2 protein-coding genes and 1 pseudogene are annotated in these 4,382 nt (G+C 40.2%); all 3 read left to right on the forward strand.

Features of this window, described 5'->3' with window-relative positions:
- The first annotated feature begins 451 nt into the window (after window positions 1-451).
- Window positions 452-931, forward strand: a complete 480-nt coding sequence (locus AC06OU_RS10735) for a metal-dependent hydrolase (RefSeq protein WP_475855704.1) — start codon at window positions 452-454, stop codon at window positions 929-931.
- Between the two features lie 41 nt (window positions 932-972).
- Window positions 973-1,836, forward strand: a complete 864-nt coding sequence (locus AC06OU_RS10740) for an NAD-dependent epimerase/dehydratase family protein (RefSeq protein WP_475855705.1) — start codon at window positions 973-975, stop codon at window positions 1,834-1,836.
- A gap of 344 nt (window positions 1,837-2,180) precedes the next feature.
- A pseudogene (locus AC06OU_RS10745) lies at window positions 2,181-4,382 on the forward strand (hypothetical protein); the annotation flags it as partial.

Genomic DNA, 4,382 nt, shown 5'->3' on the forward strand with positions numbered 1-4,382 from the left:
AAATGAAAAAGTGTATTTTCTGTTCAATTTGAACAAAAAGTACCCTTTTTTATTTTCAAAAACAAATTTATTATAAAAACGTAAGTTTTTCAGTGCCCTCAACGAAGTAACGAGGAGATTGAAGCCGTGCCCCCGGAAAGCGTCCACTGTAACGGAAAACAATCACAGGTATATTTGAATAGAAGCCTCGAAAAATTACAAGGTCGTAAAATTTTCGAGGCTTTTTATTGTTGAGGAACGTTTTGTCCTAGCCCCGTTTTTCCCTTAAATCAATAGATAGTTCTTGCAGAATTCCTCTCCAGTGAACAAGAAGTCTCTTTTTTAGTGAAAATAGAGTCTTTCTGCCTAACTAAATAGATAGGTTACGATATTTCACCTATTTAGATATAAAACCAAATAGTGTAAAATGTTTCATGCTTTCTCGATACATAAGAAAAGGAGAATTAATAGCATGACAGGAAACACACATATTATAGGCGGTCTTGCAGCAAGTCTTGCTATCTCACAGATGACAGATTATGACCCGGTATTGCTTGTCGTAGGAGGTGTGGCAGGTGCGATCCTACCGGATATATGCCACGGTGGAAGCATGATAGGAAGACGCTTTCCACTCATATCCAAAATTATTAATAAAGTGTTTGGACATAGATCCTTTACGCATAGTCTATTGTTCATTCTTCTATTAGTTGCTATTATGAATTATTTTAGCTGGGACAAGTCGATTATGATGGGAGTTTCAGTTGGGGTAGCAAGTCATCTTCTTTTAGATATGGCTACGAAAAATGGGGTTAAATTATTCTTTCCAATACCTGTGACAGTTCGTTTTCCTATAACTACGAGAACTGGGGGGACAGTGGAGAGTATCGTGTTTGGTATATTATCAGTTCTTACCGTTTATTTTGGATACGGGGCTTTCACTACATATTTTTAATCAGTTATAATGGTATTAATATCCAGTAGAGGGGTGGAAGTTTGAAGAAGGTATTGGTTTTAGGTGGAACTCGTTTTTTTGGTGTTCATTTGGTGGAGGCACTTTTAAATGAAGGAATAGAAGTAACTGTCGCAACTAGAGGAAATACAGCACATGTTTTTTCTAAAAAAGTAAATCATATGGTTATAGATCGATCCAGCTTGTTGGCTGACAAAGAGAAGCTTCAATCAGAAAAATGGGATGTTGTTTTTGATCAAATCTGTTATGCCTCTAGAGATGCGTTAGACGCGGTTGAAGTGTTTAATGGACATACGAAAAAGTATGTTCTTACTTCTTCAAAGTCTGTTTATGAAGGAAAAGAGCTATCTAGTGAGGAAGATTTTATTCCAGAAAAGCATTCCATAGTCATGGGAACAAAAGAGAACTTTACCTATGCGGAAGGAAAACGCCAAGCGGAGGCTGTCTTTTTTCAGCACGCGGAGTTTCCAGTAGCTGCTGTTCGACCACCAATCGTGATTGGGGAACATGATTACACCAACCGAATGAAATATTATGTTGGGAAAATTATGAGCGGAGATGAATTTCATCTAGTAAACTCGGATGCTTATATAGATTTTATCTCGGAGGAAGAGATTGGACAGTTCCTTGCGTGGATTGGACTCTCTACATTTACCGGAGCTGTGAATGCGACCAGCAATGGTAAGATTAAGCTGAAGGATTTAGTTCATTTAATTGAAGCAGAGACGGGTAAAGAGGCAAGTATTAGCTTAAATCCCATTGAGGGAGAAGATTCTCCTTACAATCTATCAAAAACTTGGCTGATTAGCAATGAACGTGCTAAAAGCCTAGGATATTCTTTTCAAGATTTGCATGACTACTTGCCAAAACTGCTAAAAAAATTGTAAATCTATCACTCTGTTTAAAGCTATTAAGCTTTGCAGAGTTTTTTTGTTTAGGAAACTATAAAGTTCTGAACCTGTGGATAAATTGATGTCTAGCTTCGTTGCCCGGTGGCTGAAGAGCTTTTATTCATTTGCCTGTCGGGGCAGTTGTCTAGCTCCAGCGCCTTGCCCCTCGGGTCAAATGGATAAAAGCTCCGGTGGCTGGAGAACTGCCTCCTCGCATTTTTCCATTTGCCTGTCGGGGCAGACATAGGCGCTTGCGCTTTTCTAATCTCTCTTATTCTCATAAGTTTATATGTCTTGAACATATATTGGCTTGAGCGATAAACGATAGGAGGGAGAGTAATATGAGGAATAAAAGCGGAAAGCTAATTGTATCCACATTGGTAGCGACTTCAGCAATAATTGCCGTGACTCCAGGGTCTCAGGCTGAAGCCGCATCAAACTTACATCAGTTAGTTGTGGATGCACAAAATGCTGGAAATGTGTTGAAGTGGGCAATTTCGGTGGAGGGGTCGGCAGATGGGGTCATTCAGCCGTGGGAACAATTCAATAATGCGAAGCAAGCAATTGGAAAAGTGGAGGCTGCCCTTGCTAAGGCTAGCTTTTCAGAGAAATTAAAGTACGAGTCTTTATTAATAGAGCCTAAAACTCAGCTACAGCGTGCACAGGGCTATCTAGATGCTATTACAGCAAGCAGTAAAATACATGCAAAGACAAATGCGCTATCCCTAGCGGTACAGGCAAATAATTTAGATCAAGTGGAAAAGGCTTATCATGAAATGACAGCAGAATTTCGAAAGCAGACGATTCTGTTAGACCGTGTATATGGTCAATCGACACGGGATCGGATTAGAGGAGCAGTAAAAGGTCCAGCTGAAAAGCTAATATTAGAGCTAAAAAATGATGTGACGGTTCATATGCTTGCCAAGGGTGCCCAGCTGGACTTAACAAGGGGACGATACACCGAGGCTTCAGCTAAAGTATATGAGGCACAAGCGATTTTAAGTGCTGAAACGTTAAAGTGGGAAAAGAGCCTACAAGCAGCAATTAATAATATTAACAATGCTTTGCCGATGAATGCAGTAGCTGTCACTCGCGTCGATAACACGACCGTACTCGTTAAGTTAAATAGATCCATTTCTTCTGTGAAGGCATCAGATTTCACTGCAAATAATGGGATGACTATTAGTAGTGCTTCTCTGAGCGGTGATGGATTTAACGTTACATTAAAAACATCTGTTCAGGTACCTGGAACTACCTATACGATTATATATAAAAACGGTTCGGTGAGCTTTGCGGTTCCAGGAAATATATCACCTGTTTATATAGGTGATAAAAACATTCAGCATAAAGAAACGACAGAGGTTTTGTCACTCTCGACTGTCTTTAAAAACACGAGTAATCAAGCAGTTCGAATTGATATACCAGCTGGCGTCAAGCTAATCTCTGTAAATGGAGCAGCTAACAATAATGCAGGTGCTAAGTCGGTTAATGCTCAGACGGATAAAAATGGCGCCATACAAATTGTTTTTACAGCCAATAATTCCAATCAAGCTGCGTTAGATAAAACTATTGCTATTCATAAGATTGTTAAAAATAAGGCTGTGGAAACGCAAACCTCTGGAGTGTTTAATCTTTATGCTCCTCCAAAAGAAGGTGCGATTGGGAATAAAGCAGTGAGATTTATCGATAGTAAAAACAATTATTTTGTGACCACAGAGGGATTTAAGTATAGTTGGAAGATCTATAATGACATATTTCAAAATGAAGGTATAAATGTGTCGTTGGACAGCTTTAAAAGTGGGCTGGATATTGGTGACACTATTAATGGGGAATACCACCAAGTCTCTACCTCTTTATTTAATATATCAAAGAATGCTTCAATAGCAGCGGTCAAGCTAGACACGAAATTTGCGGTCAAGGCCGGCACGTCCGGTTATCGCATCCAGGGGAACAAAGTGGAGCTAAAAGGCACAGCAGAACCCAACTATGAATTGTTTTTCTTCAAAAACAATAGCACATCCATCGGTAAGGCAAAGGCCGATAGTAAAGGGAACTGGACCTTTGTAGCTGAAGTAGATACAAATGCCGTAACGGATTTCTCTATCTTTCAGCAAACTGCAGGTAAAGCTATACCGGCTTACGTAGGATGGGGAGAAACAACATTGAGGGTAGTCGAAGGCCCATTTGCAGTGGGGAGTATAACAGAAGGAACGAGCAAGGACGATGACCTATCCAACGAAAAAATCACCTTCACCATTTCGCCAGTCCAATATGCCAATGGCGCAGTCATCGCACAAGACCAAGCGACCATCTCAAAACAAGCTGCTATTATCGTAGTCGATGGAGATGGCACGAAGGTTAAATACACCAACAACCAAAACAAAACCATCTTCTCCCAAACTAAAGGTGCATTCTCGATAGACTTCGGTCTGCTCAGCACAAGAAATAGCGATGGCCAACTCATAGACCAAGGAAAAGACCACAAGCTAACAGGTCCACTTACCATCGTCTCGATAGAAGGAATAACAAACGAATACGGCCTA

The sequence above is a fragment of the Psychrobacillus sp. genome (genome assembly GCF_056205495.1).

Bases quoted from the DNA above. Each gene is read 5' to 3' on its own strand.
- AC06OU_RS10735 (WP_475855704.1), top strand. From the start codon at position 452: ATGACAGGAAACACACATATTATAGGCGGTCTTGCAGCAAGTCTTGCT.